General features: G+C 35.9%; 17 protein-coding genes. 12 read left to right on the top strand and 5 right to left on the bottom strand.

Going from position 1 to position 22,974, the window contains the following annotated elements:
• Positions 1–2 precede the first annotated feature (2 nt).
• The 7 genes from rsxE (at position 3) to IC221_RS10150 (ending at position 7,502) form a co-directional block, all read left to right on the top strand.
• Positions 3–641 (top strand): electron transport complex subunit RsxE, encoded by a 639-nt coding sequence (rsxE, locus tag IC221_RS10180; RefSeq protein ID WP_188168871.1) that lies wholly within the window; start codon positions 3–5, stop codon positions 639–641.
• Positions 638–1,219, top strand: coding sequence for an electron transport complex protein RnfA (locus tag IC221_RS10175; RefSeq protein ID WP_188168870.1), 582 nt, complete (start codon positions 638–640; stop codon positions 1,217–1,219). Before rsxE ends, IC221_RS10175 begins: the two co-directional genes overlap by 4 nt.
• Positions 1,220–1,223: 4 nt before the next feature.
• Positions 1,224–1,418 carry a hypothetical protein gene (locus tag IC221_RS10170; RefSeq protein ID WP_156152505.1) on the top strand — a complete coding sequence of 65 codons (195 nt, stop codon included), beginning with the start codon at positions 1,224–1,226 and terminating at the stop codon, positions 1,416–1,418.
• A gap of 18 nt (positions 1,419–1,436) precedes the next feature.
• Positions 1,437–2,294: a ferredoxin-NADP reductase gene (locus IC221_RS10165; RefSeq protein WP_188168869.1), complete on the top strand. Its 858-nt coding sequence runs from the start codon at positions 1,437–1,439 to the stop codon at positions 2,292–2,294.
• A 522-nt stretch (positions 2,295–2,816) separates the two neighbouring features.
• Entirely contained in the window at positions 2,817–3,683 is an 867-nt protein-coding gene (locus IC221_RS10160) for an RnfABCDGE type electron transport complex subunit B (protein WP_188168868.1), read from the top strand.
• Positions 3,684–3,978: 295 nt separating this feature from the next.
• A complete protein-coding gene (locus IC221_RS10155) occupies positions 3,979–5,760 on the top strand; it encodes an ATP-binding protein (RefSeq protein WP_188168867.1) in 1,782 nt (593 codons plus the stop codon).
• Positions 5,757–7,502: a hypothetical protein gene (locus IC221_RS10150; protein WP_188168866.1), complete on the top strand. Its 1,746-nt coding sequence runs from the start codon at positions 5,757–5,759 to the stop codon at positions 7,500–7,502. Before IC221_RS10155 ends, IC221_RS10150 begins: the two co-directional genes overlap by 4 nt.
• A 100-nt stretch (positions 7,503–7,602) precedes the next feature.
• Here IC221_RS10150 and IC221_RS10145 read toward each other — a convergent pair whose 3' ends face one another.
• From IC221_RS10145 to IC221_RS10130, 4 genes are all read right to left on the bottom strand, one after another.
• A complete protein-coding gene (locus IC221_RS10145; RefSeq protein WP_188168865.1) occupies positions 7,603–8,853 on the bottom strand; it encodes an NAD(P)/FAD-dependent oxidoreductase in 1,251 nt (416 codons plus the stop codon).
• Complete coding sequence (locus IC221_RS10140) at positions 8,854–9,162, bottom strand: 2Fe-2S iron-sulfur cluster-binding protein (RefSeq protein ID WP_044210859.1); 309 nt, start codon at positions 9,160–9,162, stop codon at positions 8,854–8,856. It abuts the gene before it with no gap.
• Between the two features lie 71 nt (positions 9,163–9,233).
• A complete protein-coding gene (locus IC221_RS10135; protein WP_188168864.1) occupies positions 9,234–10,412 on the bottom strand; it encodes a cytochrome P450 in 1,179 nt (392 codons plus the stop codon).
• A gap of 318 nt (positions 10,413–10,730) precedes the next feature.
• On the bottom strand, positions 10,731–12,347 hold the full coding sequence (locus IC221_RS10130; protein ID WP_188168863.1) for a calcineurin-like phosphoesterase family protein: 1,617 nt from the start codon (positions 12,345–12,347) through the stop codon (positions 10,731–10,733).
• Positions 12,348–12,759: 412 nt separating this feature from the next.
• On the opposite strand from IC221_RS10130, the gene IC221_RS10125 reads away from it, so the two are divergent.
• Positions 12,760–14,673, top strand: coding sequence for an arylsulfatase (locus tag IC221_RS10125; protein ID WP_188168862.1), 1,914 nt, complete (start codon positions 12,760–12,762; stop codon positions 14,671–14,673).
• An 82-nt stretch (positions 14,674–14,755) separates the two neighbouring features.
• On the opposite strand, the gene IC221_RS10120 is transcribed toward IC221_RS10125, so the two are convergent.
• Positions 14,756–15,598, bottom strand: coding sequence for an AraC family transcriptional regulator (locus IC221_RS10120; RefSeq protein ID WP_188168861.1), 843 nt, complete (start codon positions 15,596–15,598; stop codon positions 14,756–14,758).
• 164 nt (positions 15,599–15,762) lie between these two features.
• Between IC221_RS10120 and IC221_RS10115 the strand changes: the two genes are divergently transcribed.
• The 4 genes from IC221_RS10115 (at position 15,763) to IC221_RS10100 (ending at position 22,559) form a co-directional block, all read left to right on the top strand.
• Positions 15,763–16,884, top strand: coding sequence for a Zn-dependent alcohol dehydrogenase (locus IC221_RS10115; RefSeq protein WP_188168860.1), 1,122 nt, complete (start codon positions 15,763–15,765; stop codon positions 16,882–16,884).
• Positions 16,877–17,692 carry an alpha/beta hydrolase family protein gene (locus IC221_RS10110; protein ID WP_188168859.1) on the top strand — a complete coding sequence of 272 codons (816 nt, stop codon included), beginning with the start codon at positions 16,877–16,879 and terminating at the stop codon, positions 17,690–17,692. The genes IC221_RS10115 and IC221_RS10110 overlap by 8 nt, the downstream gene beginning before the upstream one ends.
• Before the next feature lie 105 nt (positions 17,693–17,797).
• Positions 17,798–20,104, top strand: a complete 2,307-nt coding sequence (locus IC221_RS10105; RefSeq protein ID WP_188168858.1) for an FdhF/YdeP family oxidoreductase — start codon at positions 17,798–17,800, stop codon at positions 20,102–20,104.
• Positions 20,105–20,699: 595 nt separating this feature from the next.
• Positions 20,700–22,559, top strand: a complete 1,860-nt coding sequence (locus tag IC221_RS10100; protein WP_188168857.1) for a sulfatase-like hydrolase/transferase — start codon at positions 20,700–20,702, stop codon at positions 22,557–22,559.
• Positions 22,560–22,974: the final 415 nt, after the last annotated feature.

Raw genomic sequence — 22,974 nt, 5'->3', positions numbered from 1 at the left:
CGATGAGTACAGTATTGGAAAAAGAACCTCCGAAAAAGAAAGACTTATCTACGGATGAGTTTATTAAAGGATTATGGAAAGAGAACCCTGTATTCGTACAGGTCTTGGGAATGTGTCCTGTTTTGGCTGTAACCAACACGGCAAGCAACGCCCTAGCGATGGGCTTAGCGACTGCCTTTGTATTACTGATGTCGAATATTTTAATATCCGCATTACGTAATTTTATTCCAAAACAAGTAAGGATTTCCTCTTATATATTAATTATCGCCACTTTCGTAACAATCATCGATTATGTAATCCAAGCCATCAGTGTAGAGCTACACAAAAGCTTGGGTGCGTTTATCTCCTTGATTGTAGTGAATTGCTTGATTTTGAGTAGAGCGGAAGCATTTGCCTCTAAAAATACCATTGGTAAATCCATTATGGATGCCTTGGGTATGGGCGTAGGTTTCACTTTTGGTCTCTTGTGCTTGGGCGTGGTGAGAGAATTACTAGGTAGTAAAAGTCTCTTCGGTTTTCAGGTATTCCCCGATCAGTTTCAAGACTGGATCGTGATGATTCTACCTGCAGGAGGATTCTTTACACTAGCTTTTTGGCTTTTGATTTTCAACATTTTCAAATCTAAAAAGACAACATCATGAACAACGAACCTTTATGGGGCATTTTCTTAAATGCCTGTCTAATCAATAATTTTGTTTTAGCGTATTTTCTTGGAATTTGTCCTTTCCTTGGTGTTTCGGGAAAGGTAGATACGGCAACAAAAATGGGGGGAGCGGTGACCTTCGTAATGCTCATAAGTGCAGTTTGTGGATACGGCATTCATAGTTTGCTTGTGATGATTGACGCACCCTTCCTCCAATTGATCAGCTACATTGTTGTGATTGCCTCTACGGTACAATTGGTGGAAATGATCATCAAAAAGATGAGTCCTTCACTCTTCCAAGCGTTGGGTATTTTCTTACCCTTGATCACGACAAACTGCGCCATTCTAGGTCTTGTATTATTCCAAACCAACAAAGGGTATGACCTTCTTCAAAGTGTATTCTACGCTTTAGGAGCAGGCGCTGGATTTACAATCGCCCTATTACTGATGGCCGGATTACGTGAACAAATGGAATTTGCTGAAGTACCCAATGTGGTCAAAGGAACAGTTTTAACGCTGTTGATCGGTGGTATTTTATCACTCACATTTATGGGATTTTCAGGACTAAATGGGTAATACTATGCTAATTAAATATTTCACAGCACTCTTAATTCTCGTTGTCATTTTAGTGGCATGGATCGTAGTTCAATCGCTTTGGGGACAACTTTTCAAAGAAGAACTGAATGACGAAGACGTGCTGAAGCATAGATCACAATGTGGAAGCTGTTCGTGTGGAGCAGTTTGCAAAAAGCAATTCAAAAAAGCGAATGTTTAAATTAAAAAAGATATTGATATGAGTTCATTAGCAGATTATAAAACAGAGACAACATATAAAACCAAAGTGATTCTTAGTATTAGAGTATCACCGGCTAAAGCAGAAGAAGTTAGGGAAATTATTTTAGAAGTAGAAGATCCTAATTTTGAGTGCAAAGTCAATCAAAGCTTTGGTGTTTTAGTAGAAAAAGAAGGCGATTTTGGTCAAAAATACCATCATAGATTATACAGCGTATCTGATATTCCAGTACGTGTAAATGGTAAAACTAGAATCACACTTTTGGTCAAAAGATGTAACTACGTAGATGCTTTTAATGGTGAGCAATACAAAGGCGTAAGTTCTAATTTCCTTTGCAGTAGAAAGGTATTGGATGAAGTAATCATCACTGGTCCTTTCGATTTAGCTTTCCAATTACCGAAAGACAAATCAGCCAATATGATTTTGATTGGTATGGGGACAGGTATCGCTCCATTTAGAGCATTTGTAAAGCATATCTATGAAAACGTCAAAGACTGGAAAGGTGCTGTTCGCTTGTTCTACGGTGCAAAGAGCGGTTTGGAAATGTTGTACATGAATGAACAAAACGATGACTTGACACAATACTACGATCAATCTACTTTCAAAGCATTCCAAGCCGTGACGTCTCATGGTCAATGGTCGGATACGATCACGTTAGATGCCACAATTGAAAGTAAAGCGGAGGAAGTATTGAAGTTATTAAATCAAAATAATACCTATATCTACGTTGCTGGTCATGAGAAAATCAAAGAGAATTTAGACAAGGCTTTTGCTAAAATTCTCGGAAGTGAAGAAGCGTGGTTAGTACGTAAGGCAGAGTTGATTGCTGGTCAAAAGTGGGCTGAGGTGATTTACTAAGTGCTGGGGTATTTTGTACAAGCAGTACATGTTTCATGTGTTAAGCGATAGCGTCACTTGGAACTGTTTATTGACGAAGTCTCCTGACTTCGAAGTAAGTAAACCATTCAAATCCGTTCGAAGTCGGGAGACTTCGCCAATGGCAAATCACAAGTGACGCCTAACGGCTTAACACTTGCGATAGGTGGTTTATTACTACTCTTGTATACAAAAGATTTACTTTTTTTTCACCTCTAAGGGGTGTACTTGGTGGTCCGTAGCGTCAGAACTTTGTTTTGGCGCTACTACATCATATAAGGACTTCTTCATAAAATACCATGAACTAGCGCAAGTGTTCAGCGAAGCGTCACTTGTGCTTGTAATTTCTATAAGTCTGAAGACTTATAGATACATAAAAATAGAGCTAAAAGTCTACAGACTTTTTTCAAATATAGGTCCAAGTCACGCTTTCAGCTTAAGACTTGAACCAGTTGTATTTTAGAGAAAAAGGCCTGTTTATTTAACTAAAAAAAAGAACAAGATATGACAATAATAACTGCACTTTTGGCTTTGGGAGGACTGACACTCCTACTCGCCATCATGCTGATTGTTGCCAACAAAAAGTTCTACGTCTATGAAGACCCGAGAATTGATGTTGTCAACGATCTACTACCGCAGGCCAATTGTGGTGCTTGTGGATTTCCAGGGTGTAAACCTTTTGCAGAAGCAGTTGTCAAAGGTGAAATATTACCTGGAAAATGTTCAGTAAATACAGAAGAAGGTCAGCAGGGTATTGCTTCTTACTTGGGTGTAGACTTGGGTAAGGAAGAAAAACAAGTGGCTCGTCTCGCTTGTGGTGGTGGTACCAACGTTGCGGTCAATAGATCAAAATACGAAGGCCTCAAAACGTGCCAAGCTTCCTCATTAATTTCAGGAGGCGACAAAGGCTGTTTCTGGGGTTGTTTGGGTTTGGGAGATTGTGCCGTTTCATGTGATTTTGATGCAATATCTCTTAATGAACATTCACTACCTGTAGTCGATGTAGACAAGTGTACAGCTTGTGGTGATTGTGTAGAAGCATGTCCGAAAGGCCTGTTCTCTATCCACCCTATCAGTCATCGTTTGTGGGTCAACTGTAAGAACCTTGAAAATGGTGATGCAGTGTTAGAAGAATGTCAAGTGGGTTGTTCAGCATGTGGAAAATGTGCAGTGGATGGAAAAGGCAACTTGATCCAAATGATCAATAACTTACCTGCCATCGATTACGCTAAAGATCACAAGTCACAAGACGCCATTCAACGTTGCCCTACAGGTGCAATTGTCTGGTTAGACGACAAAAAAGGAATCATTAAAGGTCCTGAAAGTAAAAAGATTATTCGCAAAGGAAAGAGAAGATTGGAAACTTCCTAAAAGTATTTAAACCAGCAATACTCTATTACTAACAAAGTCCTATGCACTTATTATTTAGGACTTTAATCATTTGCTTTTAAATTTGTCAAAAGCGTATCAATCTCATTTTTCTGAGTCATTGGTACGTTTTTTTCGTACTAAAAAAATACATAACAAAAGGGTGTTATTCGACCCTAAAATCATATTTATTGAATTTTGAAATTCATTGGCATTAGATTAATCAAAGATTAATTGTAAATTGTGTGCAATAATTACCTTCATCGACTTTTTTGTATCATACAATTGGTAGTAAATTATGCTTACTAAAATATTAGCTAATTTCTATTTTTTACTTATCATCATTGCTATTAACACAGAATGTTACGGTAAAAAATCATCGGATCAAATTCTCGTTCAAACCCATGAACTTGAAGTTGATGCACTCCCTTCATATGTACCTATTACTCCCGATCAACACTATTTGATCAAGAGTATCAAATATGCTGAGATAAATCTAGAAGCAAAGGAAGCCACAGAACAAATCCTATTTTTCAATGGATCTACTTTCTATGATTTTCAATTATGGGTGATAGAAAATGATACTATTTCCACTCATCTACACTATGGAAATACTGTCAACAAATTTCCTGAAGATAAATCAAAAGGCATCTCTATTCCCTTAGCATTTAAAGCTGGTGAAAAGAAAAAGGTTATCTACAGCCTACACGACCTTGGTTTTGCTTATAATGATAGTTTTAGCCTAAAAAGCCCGAACGAATTAGAAAAATACTTTGAATATGAAAGGTATGTAAAAATAATTTGTCGTACACTAATAGGTATACTCTTATCTATTGGCATTTTTCTAGGCTTCTATTTCAGGAAAATAATTTTTCTATATTATTTCATATCCACCCTTACAGGTTTAGCTTTTATAGAAGCAGAATACGGTTTCCTAGTCAACCTCATTCCAGATGATTACAATTCTAAATTTATACAGGCCGTGATTATCCAATTTCATCACCTTTCTTATTTCTGCTTTTACTATTCTATTATCTTCAATTGTAAAGGTTTAGATAAAAGAATCCCTAAAACGATGAGGTTTTTCATGGTGATGGCTTTTTCTAGTATCATTGGACTCTTCATTTTCCCTCAAGAATCTCCTATTGTTAATACACTCTACGTACTATTGTGTGGTACAGGTATGACAGTTATCTTTTCTTTCATCACTTATATTTTATACAAAGGGTATAAGCTAAAATTATTAATTGTAAAACCTATAATTTATGCATTTATACTGAATGGGGTGATAATAATGGCTTTTTCAGGTTTGGCAAACTTCGGAATAATCCAAAAAAATGAGATCTCAAGAACCATCTTCTTTTATTTATTTACCTTTAATGCACTCTATTACATTAGTGTAATACTATATAAATATTATCGATTGATTCAGGACCGAAAACAATTGTTACATAAGTACAATAATGTGCAAAGAAACTATTCTTTGGCATTAATGGAAGGGCAAGAAGATAAAAAAAATAGGATCGGGCGAGAATTACATGATCATATTGGTGCTAACCTTGCACTCATCGATAAAATGGGAGGCCTTTTCAAAGTCAATAAATCGGAAATTCTTTCAGATACTATAAGAAGTTTAGATGATATGATTTATGGACTTAACCCTAAAACCCAAAAGAATTTTGATGATATTTTATTAGAATTTCTAAAACAATATCAAGCCTATCATCTCAATATTCAAGCCTCAGTGAGTGTCAATGTTTTTATTTCTCCAGCAGTTCAAAAGATAATACTATGCATCATACAAGAGCTTCTTTCAAATGCTTTAAAGCATAGTCAGGCCGATAATGTATTCATTGAAATTAATGAAGACGCTTCCAAAAAGCAGATCAGTCTTTTCTATATGGATGATGGAGTTGGATTCGCAAGTGAAGAAAATTATAATGGCTCTGGAATCAAAAACATGAAAAGCAACATCGAAAAGTTGAATGGCAAAATGTTTATTGAAAGAACGCCAAATGGCACTAAAATTAGCTTTGTTAATGCTCAAATCAATGCACTAAGCACTACATCTTTATCATGAAAAATTATTGCTTTTTATTGTTATTGACTCTTTGCCTTTTCTCTTGCGTTTCGAAAACAGATAATAGCTTCACTTACGAAATCTGCAATATTAACGCCATTGAAGAAGATAATTTATTGGCTGATGCTCCCTGCCAAGACATTACCTACGGTTATGGTGACACCCACTATTTCAAAGTAACCGTACATAGTTCAATCAATCAAGAACTTGTTTTAAAGATCAATAGTGTCTTGGTTAAAAGTTTGAAATTGTGGATCATTGATGAAAAAGATATAATAACAGCTGAAGAATATGGATGGGCCAATAATAATATTCCCGAAAACATAAGTTACGGTTATGGCAAACCTTTTAATATTAAAGCAGGTCAGGAAGTAACTATTTACTTTACAATCTATGACGAATACTGGCCTATTAATCAGAGTATTAAAATATATAATAGTGATACCTTTCAAAAGGTTTACGATCAAGAGAAAATAATTAAGGTAGTCTGTAGGTCATTGATATTGATTACTGTTTTCTTGAGTATAATTGGAGGTTTATTTCTAAAAAAGCGTGTTTTTGTCATTTACGTACTTTGTGCAATTTTGTACGTCTCCTACCCGGATATGGAATATGGTTTCTTTGCCAATCTTTTTAATTTAAGCGTTGCCATCCATACCAAATACCTACTTCTGATTATTTCAGGGGCTTATCACTATGTTGCTTTTGAGCTCTACAGTCATATTATATTTCAACAAAAAAATCGTTTAGGGAAATATGGGTTGATCTTTGAAAAGTCAATCTTACCGATCATCATTCTCCATTTCATTGCCATCTTTTTCAGTGAAACTGAATTCATGATCGAGTCTCAGAAGTTCCTTATCAACTTGGCTTTTCTCTTAATTGCAGTATCTGATATTGGTATTATCAGTTTACTTTATTTGGGTATCAAAGAGAAAAGAAAAATGGTTTACTATGCCTTGGGTATTTTCTGCATCACAACCATGACGGTTATTTTATTTTCTGTATTACCTAATGCAAACCTTATTGAGAAAAGAGAAATAAATCGCTATATCTTCCATATCATTATTTCCTTTGATATGACAGCCTATCTTATCCTAATGTTTTATCAAACGTACATCATTTACAAGGAGAAAGTAGATTTAGAAAAAGAGCAACTTAAGATCAGTCAGAAGTATACCTCAGCATTAATCGAAGGACAGGAAAAAGAAAGAAAGCAAATCAAAGCTCAACTTGATGAAGAAATAAATCATAATTTGGATTCAATTCAAAAAGCAGATAATATGGATACTCCTTCCATACTATCATCAATCACCAATACCATTTCAAAAGTAAGATCCATTAGTCATTATTTAGTTTCTCCTGATTTTGAAAACGAATCACTCTATGATGTAATTGAAGATTTATGCCTTCAAAAGAAATATAGTTCTGCTAAAATTCACCTAAGTATCCCTACGTTACAACCTAAAACTGATTTACTGATCAAAAATCAGATTTACAGAATTATACAAGCTCTTCTAGATCTATCATTAGAACATCCCCATCATCAGACTATTCATCTGAGCCTACTTGCAGAAGATGATCAAGTAGATATTTATTTCGAAAACAATATCGAATTAGAGTTTAAAAACACAAACACACTTCAACGTCTCAAAAATAGAGTGTTCACCATTAATGGTAAAATAGATATCAATACTTCAGAAATTGGTACATATATCAGCATAGAAGGGATTAGAATTTAAAATATCTTAGTGAAAAATAAACCTCATGACACACATCATGAGGTTATTTAACTTAACTATTTATTACCTGTTTAAAGGAAAGTGAAATGAAGCTTTGTGATCACACATTGATCTCGTTTTGTATCAAAAGAGTTTTAGGTGATAGCTTTTCATTCAAGTCTACCAACTTCTCTTTGTCTAGTTTAGCATTTTGTTGGATCAGTTTCATGCCCACCACATATGCTTTTGCATTATTGATGGCATACACCGATCGTATTTGATCTCCTTTGAAAAACCATATCGACCATTTCTTCTCGTCTTCTTTTCTAATAATATGATTATCTGCGTCAATGGTTAAACCTGCAATTTGTAATTTCACATCATACTGATCAGACCAAAACCAAGGAAGGCTGTTGTATTCCTCTGAAGTTCCTGTAATGGATTTTGCGACGATCTTAGCTTGATCTACGGCATTTTGAACAGATTCTAACCGGATGGATTGATCATAAATAGCGTTATAATGTGTATTACAATCTCCTACGGCATAAATGTTTTCTGCTGATGTTTGGCAGTATGCATTGACAGTAATACCATTATTATAATCTAATTCTAATTGATTACTAATAGTTTGATTGACATAAACACCAACCCCCATAATAATCATATCGCATTCAAATGCCTTACCTTCTGATGTAATAATGGTCTGAATTTGACATTCATTTTTAATCTCAGAAACACTTGATTGAAGTTCAATTTGAACCCCATTATTTTGATGCAATTCCAAGAGAAATTCAGAAAGAACATTAGCTTTGACCTTGGGTAATAATTGTTGCTCCCTCTCAAAAACAATAACCTCTAACCCCAACTTTCTTAAAGAAGCTGCCGTCTCTAAACCAATATATCCTCCACCTACAATAGCCACTTTTTGTACCCCGCTTTCCAAGGCGGCCTGAATACCTTTTACGTCTTGAATATTACGCATTACAAAAAGGTGCTTTGCCTTATCAATTCCTTTAATAGGTGGAATAATGGGTGAAGCTCCTGTCGCTAAAACCAAAAAGTCATACGATATTACAGTTCCATCATTCAGTTCAACAGATTGTGTACTTTTATCTACTTTTGTTACTTCTTGCCCCAAAAGTAATTCGATACCTTCATTCGTATACGCTTGTTCTCCCTTCAATGGAATATAGCCACTTTCATCTTTTACTGTAAGGTAAGTTTTAGAAAGTGGAGGTCTCTGATAAGGTAAGTTGGGGTCTTTATCAACGACAACAATCTTTCCTTCCCACCCTTCTTTTCTCAAGGAGAAAGCCACATTCACACCTCCGTGGCTTCCCCCAATGATTACACAACATTTATTATTATCCATTTACTTCACAACATTAAGCACTACACCATCCAATGCTTCAGTCACTTGCAACTGACAACATAAACGACTGTATTCGTTTGCGTCATCATCTAACTCCAACATATCTTGCTCGATTTCACTTGCTTCTCCCAACTTATCAGCAGAAGCAGGATCCACTTGTACATGACATGTAGCACAAGAACATACTCCTCCGCAATCACCGTCTATTCCTTTTACATTATTTTGTACCGCCAATTCCATTACCGACCCCGCCGTTCCTTCTACTACAATTGACTCCTGATCTTTTGTTATAAATGTTATTTTAGCCATTTCTATTCGTGTTATATTGGATGTCCCATCATCAGCCCACGACTTAAGTCATGGGCTGATGATGGTGTGTATTAATTAAAACTTACAGTGATGTTTTTAAACCCTACTTTACGGTTAAACTCACCCCACTCTTCTATATTTTCTTTCGCGTCTTTGATTTCAATATCTTTTACTTTTTCCGCTAAAGAAGTCAATAAAATCTTCAAGATTTGACGGGCATGTGTAGCACCAAGGCAGTTATGCGTACTAAAACCAAAACTTACGTGAGGGTTCACCTTACGATCTAAAACTACCTCATTTGGATTTTCAAAGGCAGCAGAATCTCTATTGGCTGAAGCCCAACATAAGGATACTCTTGAATCATTTTTGATGGCATGCTCACACACCTGCGTATCTTCTGTTACCACTCTTCCCATATGGGTCAACGGTGCGAAGTAACGCACTAATTCTTCCACTGCTCTACCCGTGATTTCCGGCTCTTGAGCAATTCTTTTTAATGAATTAGGATGCTCTGCGAAGTAAGCGATAGAATTCGTTACGGCATTGATCACTGTATCTCTACCTCCCGCAAAAGTTAAGATCATCACCCCTTTCACTTCTTCTTTTGTCATTTTCTTACCGTCCACTACAGCAGAAAGTAATAATGAATAAAGATCATCACCTGGATTCTTACTCGCTTCCTCAATTTTCTCATCTAAATAATCAAAAAGAATATTGGCTTTTCCTCCATCCAAATCAGTATCCTCAGAACGGAAAACGTGTACTCCCCAATCAATCCAAGTCTCAGATTCTTTGTAAGGCACATTTAATAATGTCGTCAACGCTCTTGATTGTAATTTCAAAGAGAAATCTCCTACTACTTCAAATTGATCCATGGTGAGAACTTCATCAATCAATTCATCAATGATCGTCTTCAACACTTTTTGATACTCCTCCCCCAACGGTCTTTTGAACCAAGGCTCTACCAAATCTCTATACGATTTATGCTCTGGCGGGTCTACTTCAAAAGGGATTTGACGAATGTCTCTAATATGCACTTCTGACGGTACTACGATACGTCCAGGCTCTGCTCCTGAGATAAATGTCTTCCAATTATGTGCTGTTTTTCGAACATCCTTCAAGCGTAGCAACATTGTAACAGGATCGTTCTGGTCATCTATTTCACCATACCCTTTTTCAATTCTTGCTTGTTCAAATGCATCCGGGAATTCGCTTAGTTTGGTTTTCTTATCTTCTTTCAAGTGTTCCATACTTTGTGTCGTTTGAATGTGAAAAAATCAAGCATAAGAGCACTTATTCTTACCTATTTAATTTAGAAGTTATATTATGAGTTATGATTTCTAATGCTTGAGTGATACCACAAAGTAATGGAGTTGAAATGGGGGAATCTTTCTGTTTTTTCGTTAATTAGTTATGTATTTTATCCTATTTAAATAAAAATGAAGATTTTAAGAGGTAAAAAACAGAATTAAAGAGAAAGTTGACACCGAGATTAGAAAAAACAATAAAACTTCTAATCCCAATGTCAACTAAGGGTAATGGGCTGTCGAATAACAACTAAACCATAATTAATTCATATTATACCAATCCACTTCTTCATAATCACCATCAAAATTACCTTTCGTAAAGATGCGGTGACCTTCGAACGTCATTCCTGATGGATCAACAGCCTTTATCTTAATGATGTGGCTTCCATCTTTGAAACCTTCTGGAAACTCCCCTACCCAAATATGTGATGGGATATTTTTAGGATAGCCAGGTCCGATATGTGATTTATGATTGGATATTTTTAAGGAATCTCTCAAGAAAATTCTTCTTGCTGTTGGATCCACAATTTTATCTCTTCGTTCTAATTTTTGCCATTCTCCTCCATCTATTTGAGCATAAGCTTCCGTCTTAATCGACCCTGCCCAGATATTCGCTAAGAAATGATTTTCAGTTAAACCTTCCGGGATATGAATTGTTGGGTCATTCTTTTCATTAGCAGGTTGATGCACCCAAATTCTCATTTGTTTTTCTTTCGGTTTACCTGACGCTTTATATTCCATATTAACTTCAGTACCATTGAAATGAGCAATGTAATATCCTTTTGGTGAACCGCAACCCATCAAACCATGAGGGATGCCATCGAGGTCTAATTCACCTCCCCACCATAATCCACATGCAGCGCCGGTTACTACATCATGTACAACTTTATCTTCCCCATAAGGTAAATATAAATGGGTCATAGAGTGAAGGTGTCCAGAGAATGATTTAACATTCGGAAAGTCCTTGATCACTTCCATCAATTCATCTCTGCTTTCCTGCATCATATGCCCTAGTGGAATATGCTGTAAAAAGACGATTAGTTTTTCTTTCGGCACCGTAGCTAAATCATTTTTGATCCATTCCATTCTGTTTTTAGGAATAAAATCTTTGTATTGAATGCCTTTGATTGTCGTTACATTATTGATGGCAATAAAGTGCACATCACCTATATTAAAAGAATACTGATCTGGTCCATAGTACTTTTTAAAGCCACTGAAATCTTCTGTCAAATCTTCAATATCATAGTTTCTATCATGGTTCCCTGCCACCGGATAAACAGTAGTTGTAAATTGTTTAAAAAGCTCATTTAAGGCCGGAAAAATCATGGCGTTATCATCACCCATATCCCCTAACATCACTGCACCTTTCAAATTAGGATATTGATACAATTCCTCGGCTACTTCATGGGCATAATTGACTTGATGCTGATAACGTGCTTGAATATCACCAAGCATGGCCATTGTGAAAGTCTTAGGCTCTTCAATTTTTCTTAAAGGGAAATTCAATTGTGTAGGAACTTCCGCATTTTGTGCCACGGTTGGTGCATACGATTCGGAAGTGGGTTCAGGGTAGAAATGTAAAAAATCAGCCATCGTGTTATAGCTGTTCTTTCTTAGTTCATAACCACTTGGTTTGCTTACAAAAATGGTTTGTTTCGGTTGAAGGGGTAATTCATAAAAACCTTTCTCGTTGGTCAATACCACTTCTAAACCATTCGAAACTGCCACTCCTTCTACGAGCGGTTCGCCTTTGTCTAGTACGCCATTTTGATTGATGTCTTCGAATACATATCCGCTGACTTTGGTGGGTAGTTTTTTGGAAAAAGCTTCGGTTTGAAGCACTATTAATAACGGTAGTAATACAAAAAAATGTCTCATTGTTTGTTTAAGTTAATTGTCAAAATTTATTTATTTAGATTAAAACACAATCTGCTTCTTGCTAATAGTTGCTCGTAAAAGTCGAGTTTTATTTAATAGTTTAAAGATAGATAATTATCGGTGTTACAAGACTAAATCTTCTTATATAATTTCTTAAATCCCAAAAGAGCTATAATCGATGAATTTTTTAAGTTGCAAATTTAAAGGGTAGACTCTAACAACCGCTTTTAGATCCTCGTTTTCAATAATGTAGTAGTATATTTTAACATGTTTTGGATTGGAAAACTGTCAATAAAAATTTTATTTTGTATTACTATGTCCGAAATAAAAACAACTTTAAATTTTTATTCTAAATAGCTCTAAAAACTCACTTTTTGATTTTTTTAAATATTTAAAACCTAACAAAAATATTATGTTTCAAGACTACAAATTAACGACAAGAAAGAAGAACCTTTTTCTTCTGTTCCCTTTTCTAAATTTATTTTTATTCTTCTCTTGTTCACCTGAGACAGAAAATAAACCACCTAATGTTATCCTTATACAAGTTGATGATTTAGGTTTTGATGATTTAAGCCTTCATGGCAATACGATGATTGAAACGCCGAATATCGATGCTTTGGGTGAAGCTTCTGTTCAATTTGATAATTTTTATTTGCAATCGGTTTGTGCTCCATCAAGAGCTGCCTTATTAACCGGTAGAAACTTTTTGAAGACGGGCGTCACATCAGTACATGGTGGTAGAGATTATATGAATTTAGATGAAACGCTGATTTCTCAAGTGTTCCAATCGAATGGTTATAAAACTGGCATGTGGGGAAAATGGCATAGCGGAAAAACGGATGGTTATTTACCATGGGACAGAGGTTTTGATGAAGCCTATTATAGCTGTTTGTATAATTATTTTGATAATACTGGACTGTTAAATGGGCAAGAAGTAAATACGAATGGATATACTACGGATGCTCTTACTGATATGGCCATTTCGTTTATTAAATCAAATAAAGATCAGCCTTTCTTTGCTTATATTTCTCATTTGGCACCACATAACCCGTGGAGAGCTCCTCAAGAAAATGTAGATAAATATCTAGCAAAAGGATTATCTGAGCCAATGTCACTTTTGTATGGTATGATTGATAACCTTGATGAAAATCTAGGACGTGTCATGCAAACTGTAGAAGAACAAGGTTTAGCTGATAATACGATTATTGTTTTTCTTAGTGATAATGGGCCTTGGACAAAAAGTTATCGTTTTGGCTTAACGGAGGAAGAATGGAAATTGAGAAACCCTTCTGCTTTTAGAGGCAATAAGGGAACGAACTGGGAGAATGGTGTGAAGTCACCTTTATTTATCAAATTTGGCAACCAACTGAAATCAACACACATTGATAGGTTGACAAAAATTGAAGATCTTTTCCCTAGTTTAGCCGCAATGTGTAACCTTCCTTTACATGATTCACTGCAATTAGATGGTATTGATTTTTCACCGATTTTTGATAAAAAGGAAGTTCCTGACAGTGAATTAGTTTTTGCTAGTCATAGCCCTAAAGGTAATATTGGAACTGACAAAGCGGATAAAAATATGAGTACTCCGAGTGAGCCCTTAACCCCTCAATTTAAAGAGAGTTTCATTTTTAAAAATCAAGGTTTGGCGTATAGAAAGGGAGAATGGAAGTTTATCCAAAATCAAGACCAAAATAATAAAGAACTCTATAATGTAATTTCAGACCCTAGAGAAACGAAAAATCTAATCGCTGAAAAACCTGAAATTGCAAAATCTTTGGAAGAAGAATTGGAAAAATGGTATGATGGTGTACTCGCTTCTAAGTCTTATAATATGCCTGTTTTCCAAATCGGTTTTAAAGGAAGGACCTCAACACAGATTTATACTTGTGGCCCCTCAGCAATATCTCAAAATCTGAAAAATAATAATCATAATATAGAAAATTGGTCTGCAAAAGACGATCAAGCGACTTATGATATTAAAGTTCACACTGAAGGCACTTACAATATTTTCTTAGTCCATGAAATTGAAGACTTCCAAGATTACTCCTTCTCTTTATCCACCAATAATGCATCTACTTCGGTAACACACTTAGAAGATAACGGGGGAAATGATTTTGGAACTTTAATAGAAGGAGAAAGTGCATATTGGGAAAATTTTGATTTGAAATCTACTTTTAGAAAAACGATCAAAAGGTCAAATTTGGGATCACTCCAACTTAAGAAGAATGATTCAAATATTTATCTTACTTTAAATGACGTTGCAGGAAAAAATAATCCTGAAAACGCTAAGGTGATTGCTATCGGATTGGAAAGAATAATTTAAGAAAAAGTATTTTTAGTAATTAGGACGTTCTTATTTTAACGATAAAAACGTCCTAATTACTATTTCTTAACTCTATCAATATTTATATTTTCTTATACAATTTCCGAAATTCCAAAGGACTATAATTCTTGAATTTTTTGAATTGCTGATAAAAAAATGGAAGGCTTTCGTAACCACATCTATACCCTATTTCCGCCACTTGCATATCCGTTTCCAATAAGAGTCTACTGACTCTATTAATTCTATATTCGTTGAGAAAAACAAAGAAAGGACGCTGCATTGCTTTACTAAAAAACCTTGAAAAAGACTGTTCTGTCATATTGAGTTCTTGGGCGATTTCGGAGAGCTTAATTTTTCGATCATAATGATCTGAAATAAAATTCTGCACTTTCTCGATTCTATCATTGGTGGCACTCGATTCATCATAAGCGTAAGAAGCCCCTGCCAAATATTGACGCTGATCCAACTTTACCATTTCCTTTAATAAATTGACAAAATGAAGATATCGTTCAATCCCTTTAGAAGCGATAATTTTATTCATTTTGGTCTCCACATCAATACTTTCTGGTTGATGAAAAATAATGCCTCTTTCTACTTTATTAAAAACCGATTTTATTTCATCAAATCCCATCAAGGGTGCAATCACCTCCTTTGACCATTGTAATACTAAAGATTCTGCTCGATCCTCACTTTCTAAATCATTTTTCCAACAGTGTGGTAAGTTGGGCCCAAGTAAGACCAATTCCCCCGGTTGATAATCTGAAATATTATTCCCCACATAGCGGTTCCCTACACTATTTAAAATAAAAGTAAGCTCATATTCAGGATGAACATGCCAAGGTGTATTAAAGGCTTTATTAGAATATTTAAAGGCTCTGATATTGGAAGTGTCTTGGGTGACGACCTTCTCAAAAAATGTTTTCATAGATCAAAAAGTGATGTATTTTAATCCTCAAAATAACACATTAGACATATAAAATACAAAATAGATAACTTTTTAATCAAAATAGAGAATAAGATTCCATCTAAAACAAAAGAGATTTGCTTTCGACAACACAAGTTATCTCAACTCACAAACTTTTTTACACTATGGGAATACAATGTAAGGCCGCTATCGGTCATGGACAAGGAACGTTTACGATCGAGAATATTGAAATAGGTGATCCAATTGATGATGAAGTAATCATTAAAATATTGGCAGCCTCTTTGTGTCATACAGATCATGACTCTTTACACTGGGGAAAAGACATCGTTTTGGGGCATGAAGGTGCAGGGGTAGTTGTAAAAACAGGCCCAAATGTAACGAAACTTCAAGAAGGCGACTCGGTTATTTTAAACTGGGCAACTCCATGTATGAAATGCGATCAATGCCAAGATGGTAATCAACATATTTGCGACACCAACTCACCTGTTGTCGCTGGAGGAAATGGACATACCCCTGGTCACTCTCACTTAGAAGGCAGTCTTTGGAATGGAAAACCTATCGAAAGGTCTTTTAACCTTGGCACATTTTCAGAATATGCATTAGTAAAAGAATCTGCTTGTGTAAAAGTGGATAAAGATATACCAATGGCTTCTGCAAGTTTGATCAGTTGTGGAGTAATGACAGGATATGGATCTGTTGTGAATGCTACTGATATTTCTGCGGGTGATACGGCTGTAGTTTTAGGAACAGGAGGTGTTGGCCTCAATGCGATCCAAGGAGCAAAACTCTCTGGTGCTGAAAAAATCATTGCCATCGACATCAACACAGAACGTTTACGTATGGCAATTCAGTTTGGTGCTACACATACTATTTTAGCGGATAAAGACGATAAAGGATTATTAAAAGCCGCTCAAAAAGTGAAAGAAATGAACGGAGGAAAAGGAGCTGATTATGCTTTTGAATGTACTGCCATTCCGGCTTTAGGAGCTGCACCTTTAGCGATGGTCCGTAATGCAGGAACCGCTGTTCAGGTGAGTGGAATTGAACAAGAAGTTTTGATTGACATGAGTCTATTTGAATGGGATAAAATCTATATCAACCCTCTTTATGGAAAATGCCGACCTGAGGTAGATTTCCCTAAATTGGTTAATCTTTATAAAAAAGGAGACTTAATGTTGGATGAAATGGTGACAAGAACTTATCCATTGGAAAGTTTAGAACAAGCTTTTGATGATATGTTAAAGGGTAGAAATGCTAAAGGTGTAATCATTTTCGATCATGAGTAAATCAAAATTTAGAACTACAGAATTGTCCAATCCAAAGTTTGAAATGGATGGACTTCGTTTTATCACTGTTAAAACGGACAACCTCAAAGGTAGAGGTGATATATGTGTTTTTGTTCCTGAAGGGGATCACAAAGACCTTCCGATTGTCACTCTTCTTCATGGGGTATACGGAAGTGCATGGATTTGGGCAATGATGGGTGGTGCTCATGTTACAGCTAACCGGTTAATCAAAGAAGGGAAAATAAAACCGGTGATTCTAGCAATGCCTTCCGATGGATTGTGGGGGGACGGATCTGCTTATAACGATCATCACGGCTACAGTTTTGAAAAGTGGATTGCTGAAGATGTACCACAAGCAGTCAGAGAAAATATTCCACAAACCAGTGAAGCCTCTACTTTATTTATTTCAGGACTCTCTATGGGTGGTTTTGGAGCATTAAGAATTGGTGCTAAATATGGGCACCTTTATGACGGGGTGAGTGGACATAGTTCTATTACAGAAATCCAACAAATGGAATTATTTGTTGAAGAAAAACTAGATAGTTATGCTCAGGATAGCCGTGAAGATGAAGATGTACTAACTGCCGTTCTTCAGCATAAAGAAACTTTACCTCCTTTCCGTTTTGATTGTGGCAATACAGATGAATTGATCACTTTCAACCGTGTTTTACATCAACAACTCAATGAAAATAATATTGAGCATGTATATGAGGAGTTTGAAGGTGGGCATCAATGGGAATATTGGTATGAGCATTTAGAAGACACTTTATTGTTCTTCGATAAGATTGAAAAAACAGTCAATAAATAGCCACTTTCTACTTTTATATATATATTGAATTATTACTAAGCAAAAAGTCCATGGAACCCTTCATGGACTTTTTCAAACACTATAGATTACACTCACGACACTCAAATGGAAACCAAAAATAACGAACTCCAAACCGTAGCGGAAGCAATAGGTCCTATCGAATTTACGGGCTTACGATTAACGGCTCCTCCTCAATATGCTGCAGGTGTACCTGCCGTGAAAATTGCATTGGAACATGCTATGAGAGAGATGGGATTAGCCAAATCAATTGCCACCTTATCCAAGCTAAATCAAAAGGAAGGCATAGACTGTCCAGGTTGTGCTTGGCCTGATCCTGACCACCGATCGAACTTAGGAGAATTTTGTGAAAATGGCGTAAAAGCCATAGCGGAAGAAGCTACCAATAAAAGAGTAACACCTACTTTCTTTGAAAAGTATTCGGTCAAAGAAATGAGTCAATGGTCTGATTTCAAAATAGGAAAAAGTGGTAGAGTCACACATCCCATGATTCTGAGAGAAGGTGATACACACTACACGCCAATTGCATGGGAGGAAGCATTCGAAATTATTGGTCAACATCTGCAATTACTCGACAACCCCAATCAAGCAATATTTTATACTTCGGGAAGATCTAGTAATGAAGCTGCTTTCTTATATGGTTTATTTGCAAGAAAATTGGGTACGAACAACATGCCCGATTGCTCAAATATGTGTCATGAATCAAGTGGAGCCGGACTTTTTCAAACGCTTGGGATCGGTAAAGGAAGTGTTACTTTAGAAGACTTTCAATACGCAGATGTCGTTATGGTGATGGGTCAGAATCCCGGAACTAATCACCCTAGAATGTTAAATGCTTTGGAGAAATGTAGACAAAAAGGTGGAAAAGTAGTGAGTGTAAATCCATTAAAAGAAGCCGCATTAGTTCGTTTTAAAAATCCTCAAGAAGTAAAAGGAGTAGTTGGAAATGGAGCCGCTATTTCAGACTTCTACCTCCAAATTAAGATTAATCAAGATGTGGCTCTTCTAAAGTACATCATGAAACGATTAATCGAAATAGAACAAGAAGAGGGAAATGTAATTGATTGGGATTTCATTCGAGAAAACACTAATGGCACTGAAAATCTTTTCAAAGATTTAAGTCAATATACCAAAGCTGAATTAATAGAAAAGACAGGTTTAAAGGTTGGAGAAGTTGAACCAATTGTCACGTTATTAGCACAAAAGAAAAAAGTTATTATTTGTTGGGCAATGGGTTTGACGCAACACAAAAACGGTGTAGATAATATTCGTGAGTGCGTCAATTTGTTATTGCTGAAAGGGAGTATTGGAGTTCAAGGTGGAGGAACTTGTCCGGTAAGAGGGCATAGTAATGTGCAAGGAGACCGTACTGTAGGCATTACACATCACGTTTCTCCAAAACTTAATGCTGCTTTTGAAAGAACTTTCCACTTTAAACCTCCTACTTTAGAAGGGTTGGATGTTGTACATTGTATCAAAGCAATGTATGAAGGAAAAGCGAAAGTTTTTATGGCGTTGGGGGGTAATTTCCTTTCTGCCGCCTCTGATACTAATTATACCGCTAAAGCACTTCAGAATTGTGATTTAACTGTTTCCGTCAGTACAAAACTCAATCGTACACATCTTGTCACTGGTAAAACAGCTTTAATCCTTCCTACATTGGGTAGAACGGAAAAAGATGCATCTGATGGAAAGTCAAGATTTGTGACAGTTGAAAATAGTATGGGAAGAGTGCATCGCTCTGTCGGTAGAATTGCTCCTGCATCGGAGCACTTGATGAGTGAACCTGAGATTGTCAGTAGAATAGCCAAAAGCTATTTTAAAGAAGATTTTTCTATTCCTTGGAATCGCCTTGGAACAGATTATGATTTTACTAGAAGCAAGATCTCAGAAGTGTTTGATGGTTTTAAAGATTATACCGAAAGAAGTAAAAAATCAGGTTTTGATTTACCGAATCATACTCGAAGAGGAGACTTCTCTAAATTACCAGGCGGAGTCGCTAAATTTTCGATCAATCAACTGCCTGATCACGATTTAAAGGAAGGAGAATTTTTGATGATGACCATTCGTTCTCATGATCAATACAACACAACCATCTACGGTCTTGATGATCGCTATAGAGGAATTTTCAACGAAAGAAGAGTGGTTTTAATCAATCCAAAAGATATCGAAGACTTAAGATTAAAGGCTAACGAGATCGTAGACTTAAAAAGTGATTATAATGGTGTGGAACGTAAAGCCGAAAACTTCATTATTGTTCCTTATGAAATTCCCCAAGGAAACCTTGCTTCCTACTTTCCAGAAGCCAATGTTTTAATTCCAAATGATCAGTTTGCGACAATAAGCAATACTCCTATCAGTAAATCTGTCAGAGTGAGCATTGTGAAAAAATAGAATTTTAAAAATTTTCCTATGCCTTAATTTTATTGTTGTTCACACTTCAAATTAGTATTACAAATGCTCTCATTTTGTAGTTCTTCCATCGGCCTAGAAGGGAAAAGCGTGAAGAATTTCATGGACTGAACCGTAAAAATGATTTTCCTGTTTGAGTGCAGCGAGTTTAAAATCATTTAGGTGAAGGAAATTAAATTTAGCTTTTGACTTCTTAGCCTTGAATTTTTTGCTTCTTTTTGTTTCAAGACAAAAAGCAAGGAGAAAGAAACTTGAAAGTAGGCCCTATTAAATCTGGTAGAAAAATAGATTAATAGTTAAAGGAAATTTAGTTTACAAAATAAAATTAAGGTGTAAGGAAAAACATGAGAGTACCTCACCCTAGGTTGAGGTATACTATAAAAATAGGGGGAATTTTAAGCAAGACTATTGAAAATGTCATTGTCACCCCATCACTTCTCTTTTCTTTTTCTAGGTTGTATTCTAATAAGTTCAGTATTTACTTAAAAATATAGATACTGAACTTTTGACTACTTATACCAATCACTTTTTGATGTGACATTATCTAAAAAGTGATATCATTAATCTAGATGAAGAAATGAATAATATCAAAATCTCAATTTTGGTCTTAATGGCCTTCTTTTCAACTACTAAAACGATCCTTGCACAAAAGCAACCTAACATTTTGTGGATAATAACGGATGATCAACGCTATGATGCAATCAGCTCATTCAACAAAATCATTCATGGACAAAAAAACAGTAAGCTAGGCTATGTAGAGTCACCCAATGTAGACAAACTCGCTAAAATGGGTGTGACTTATATTAATACTTACTGTCAAGCACAAGGTTGTGCCCCTTCAAGAGCATCCATGCACTTGGGGCGTTATCCCTTCCGTTCGGGTATTTATCAATTTGAGTACTTCAATAAAAGTACTGACAACTCTTACCCGTTATTACCTGAAACTATGGCGAAGCTAGGGTATCAAACTATGCATACCGGCAAATTGGGCGTGCGTGTAAGAAAGCTAAAAAATGGTAAGGCATTAAAACAGAATCTCTATGAAACGGATGTTGATGCAAGGCTTTTTTCAGATGAAAGACTTTCTGAATGGGGCAAAATCTATAAACTAACGGAAGTAGAGGGTCAAAAATTGAAAAACCCTGTAAAGCAAGTGGCCTACTTGAGAGATGAAAATGGGAAAATCTATTATATCTCTAAGCAATTAGAAGAAGAGAATCCTCAGTTCGCAGGGATGGCACAAGAGGCTTATGATAAATTTGATTTAATGTATAAGCACAATAATAAAATGGGACAACCTGAAACTGTATTTAGTAAAGGAATTTTAGCAGGAGTTAGCCCTCAACCAGCAGGGAAAACTCGTGATGGTCTCTACACTACAGCGTTTATTGATTTCTTAAAAAATGAAGATAAAACTTTCTCAGTAGGTAGTAAAACCTTTGATGGTGCAGATACTTCAAAACCTATTTTCTGTAACCTTGGTTATGATTTTCCGCATACACCTGTTTTACCTCCTGTTGAGTTTAGAGAGCGTTTCCAAAAGCACACCTATAAAGTACCTGAACTTACTGATGAGGAATACAGAAAGTTAGCAAAAGCCTTCAAGAAAAGAGTCAATAAAAGCTATTCAGACGATTTTACTGATGAGGAAAAACAGAAAATGATTCAAGATTACTATGCTTTTTGTGCCTATGGTGATGAACTAATTGGTAAAGCAACAAAGGCATTTGTCGAGTACAGTGAAAAACACGATCGTCCTTGGTTGATCTTATTTGTATGTGGTGATCACGGTTGGAAACTGAATGAGCATGGATCAATTGCCAAAAATACGCCTTGGGAAATGGATGCCCACAATCCTATTATTGTTGTATCATCAGACAAAAAGAAGTTTCCAAAAGGAAAAGTAGTCACTGATTTTACTGAGTTTGTAGACATTGCTCCTACATTAATCACTGCTGGTGGTGGTAATGTAAAAGATGAGGAATTCCATTATTTGGATGGATTGGATTTACAGCAAATCGCTTCCGGTGAAGCACCTGTTCGTGATTATGTAATCGGCGAAAGTCATCATGCTATTGGTCCTAGAGCTTATATCCGTACCAAAGACTATATCTTCTCTGTAAAAACAAGACCGCATTCAAAAAGAGGTGTTGATATGGAATGGGCTACCACGGCTTCCTACAAAGAATTAGACCCTGCACTTTATCATACAAGCGTTGATCCTGACGAGACAAACAACCTTGCTTTTGATAAAAAGTATCAAAAAATTGCAAAGCAAATGCAAAAGAAACTGATTGATATTGTGATTGGTGATGGGCGTGCAGAAATCAACTGGGGTGGTGACAACTATGGTAAAAACATGAAAGCCATAGGAACAGAAGTTCATCGCAGTAACTATGCTCCAGGTGCTCACGATTATAAATTGGATGTGCAATAGAAATCATCGATCATTTAAATAAAACATAGGCTATACTATCATCAAAGAAGCCACTCTGTAACAATAACCCACACTCAACATGTGGGTTATTTTTTTACTTCAGAAACACTTCAAATTATATTGTAAACTTCTTTTCGAAACTTTATAGTTATAGAAATCAGGAGATTTCTGTAGATCTTTATAACACAAATGTCGCTATCGCTTAACATTTGTGCCAGTGGTATTTCTACTCTTTCAGTTTAGTAGTTCTAAACCCGGCCTTGAAGGGAAAAGCGTGAAAAATTTCATACATTGAGCCGTTAAAAATGATTTTGTTGTTTGAGCGCAGCGAGTTTAAAATCATTGAGGCGAAAGGAATGAAATTTAGCTTTTGACTTCTAAGCCTAGATTTTTTTGCTTCGTTTTTTCAGCAATG

Origin of the sequence: Flammeovirga sp. EKP202, assembly GCF_014534745.1 — a bacterium.
In the GTDB taxonomy this organism is placed as follows: Bacteria; Bacteroidota; Bacteroidia; order Cytophagales; family Flammeovirgaceae; genus Flammeovirga.
The sequence above is the reverse complement of the archived record's forward strand: the minus strand, read 5'-3'. Positions and strand labels throughout refer to the sequence as shown.

Bases quoted from the DNA above. Each gene is read 5' to 3' on its own strand.
- rsxE (WP_188168871.1), top strand. From the start codon at position 3: ATGAGTACAGTATTGGAAAAAGAACCTCCGAAAAAGAAAGACTTATCT.
- IC221_RS10150 (WP_188168866.1), top strand. From the start codon at position 5,757: ATGAAAAATTATTGCTTTTTATTGTTATTGACTCTTTGCCTTTTCTCT.
- IC221_RS10160 (WP_188168868.1), top strand. From the start codon at position 2,817: ATGACAATAATAACTGCACTTTTGGCTTTGGGAGGACTGACACTCCTA.
- IC221_RS10140 (WP_044210859.1), bottom strand. From the start codon at position 9,162: ATGGCTAAAATAACATTTATAACAAAAGATCAGGAGTCAATTGTAGTA.
- IC221_RS10110 (WP_188168859.1), top strand. From the start codon at position 16,877: ATGAGTAAATCAAAATTTAGAACTACAGAATTGTCCAATCCAAAGTTT.
- IC221_RS10155 (WP_188168867.1), top strand. From the start codon at position 3,979: ATGCTTACTAAAATATTAGCTAATTTCTATTTTTTACTTATCATCATT.
- IC221_RS10105 (WP_188168858.1), top strand. From the start codon at position 17,798: ATGGAAACCAAAAATAACGAACTCCAAACCGTAGCGGAAGCAATAGGT.
- IC221_RS10135 (WP_188168864.1), bottom strand. From the start codon at position 10,412: ATGGAACACTTGAAAGAAGATAAGAAAACCAAACTAAGCGAATTCCCG.
- IC221_RS10115 (WP_188168860.1), top strand. From the start codon at position 15,763: ATGGGAATACAATGTAAGGCCGCTATCGGTCATGGACAAGGAACGTTT.
- IC221_RS10120 (WP_188168861.1), bottom strand. From the start codon at position 15,598: ATGAAAACATTTTTTGAGAAGGTCGTCACCCAAGACACTTCCAATATC.
- IC221_RS10100 (WP_188168857.1), top strand. From the start codon at position 20,700: ATGAATAATATCAAAATCTCAATTTTGGTCTTAATGGCCTTCTTTTCA.
- IC221_RS10125 (WP_188168862.1), top strand. From the start codon at position 12,760: ATGTTTCAAGACTACAAATTAACGACAAGAAAGAAGAACCTTTTTCTT.
- IC221_RS10145 (WP_188168865.1), bottom strand. From the start codon at position 8,853: ATGGATAATAATAAATGTTGTGTAATCATTGGGGGAAGCCACGGAGGT.
- IC221_RS10130 (WP_188168863.1), bottom strand. From the start codon at position 12,347: ATGAGACATTTTTTTGTATTACTACCGTTATTAATAGTGCTTCAAACC.
- IC221_RS10170 (WP_156152505.1), top strand. From the start codon at position 1,224: ATGCTAATTAAATATTTCACAGCACTCTTAATTCTCGTTGTCATTTTA.
- IC221_RS10175 (WP_188168870.1), top strand. From the start codon at position 638: ATGAACAACGAACCTTTATGGGGCATTTTCTTAAATGCCTGTCTAATC.
- IC221_RS10165 (WP_188168869.1), top strand. From the start codon at position 1,437: ATGAGTTCATTAGCAGATTATAAAACAGAGACAACATATAAAACCAAA.